At 34.2% G+C, this 1,493-nt stretch carries 1 protein-coding gene; it reads left to right on the top strand.

Going from position 1 to position 1,493, the window contains the following annotated elements:
* Positions 1–70: 70 nt before the first annotated feature.
* On the top strand, positions 71–1,493 hold a 1,423-nt coding region (istA, locus tag EC501_RS18270), incomplete at its 3' end, for an IS21 family transposase (RefSeq protein ID WP_158599748.1).

Genomic DNA, 1,493 nt, shown 5'->3' with positions numbered 1-1,493 from the left:
AAAAGTGAGCCACTTTTATATGAAAATAATCCTAACTTCATAGAGTTAGGAGCGTATAGAGGTGATTTCTTTGGAGAAGAAACAAAAAGTTTTATTAGCCTTTCATAAAGAAAATAAGAGTCAACGTCAAATTGCGAAGGAGCTTGGGATTTCTCGGAATACTGTAAAAAAGTATATCGAAGAGGATCTTGAAAAAAGAAAGCAAGATATTCGAGAACTACCTATTACAGATAACTATGTAACGCCTCCGTCGTATAAAAAGCGAAAAGGCAATAAACGTGCATTAACACCTACGGTGATGAAACGTATTCGAAAAATGTTAAAAGATAATGAATTTAAACGGCAACATCAGATGCACAAGCAACAACTAAAAATGATTGATATTCATGAAAAGTTATTAGATGAAGGTTTTGAAATTAGTTATACCACTGTTAGAAATTTTGTAAATAGTGAGGAGAAACGTCAAAAAGAAGTGTTTATTCGTCAAAAGGCAACTGCTGGTCATGAGATTGAATTTGACTGGGGTGAAGTAAAATTAATCATTGATCAAACGTTACGTTCTCTTTCGATGGCGGTCTTTACCCTACCATATAGTAATGATCGATTTGCCTATTTGTATGAATCAGAAACAATGGTTTGTGTACAAGATGCACATGTAAAGTGTATTAACTATTTAGGCTTTGTACCAGAGGTATTTACATACGATAATATGCGAACTGTTGTAAAAAACTTTATTGGAACTGAGCGTGAGATTACCGATGGTATGAAAAATCTATCGATGCATTATCATTTTAAAATACGACTATGTGAACCGAGAAAAGGAAATCAGAAGGGGCATGTGGAGCGGAGTGTAGAATACATCCGTCGGAAAGCATTTGCCCATCGAGATACGTTTACAAGTTTAGAAGAAGCTCAGGCCTATCTAACAGAAATCATCATGAGATTAAACTCTCGTAAACATTATAAGAAAAATCAAACCCACCATGAATTAATGCTAGAAGAACGTGCAGCTCGGCAAGTAAGTGCAGATATTATTCCATTTGATGCCTCTGAGTTGTTTGAATTTAGAGTGGACAAATATAGCACGATTACTTATAGACAAAATCGTTATTCTGTTCCAGAAGGACATGTAGGAGAATGGGTGAAAGTAAAAGCGAGTGCGGAAAAAATTCTTATTTTTAGTGATAATGCCTGTATCGCAACACATAAGCGAAGTTGGCAGATCCATCAGTGGATTATGGATATCTATCATTACTTACGTACATTTGAAAAGAAAAAAGGTGCATTGGCTCAAAGTGAATGTTTGAGTCAAGCACCAACAAAAATAAAAAAATTATACAAAGATTATTATATTGGAAATGAGCGAGATTTTCTAGAGTTACTTATCTATCTAAAAGAACATAACAATCTAGAAAAAATCATAGTGGCAGTTGAACAACTTGAGAAGAACCCTATGGTTCAAATATCAACAGATAAGATTATTTTCTTAGCTA

The sequence above is a fragment of the Lysinibacillus halotolerans genome, assembly GCF_003711845.1.
GTDB lineage: Bacteria > Bacillota > Bacilli > Bacillales_A > Planococcaceae > Ureibacillus > Ureibacillus halotolerans.
The sequence above is the reverse complement of the archived record's forward strand: the minus strand, read 5'-3'. Positions and strand labels throughout refer to the sequence as shown.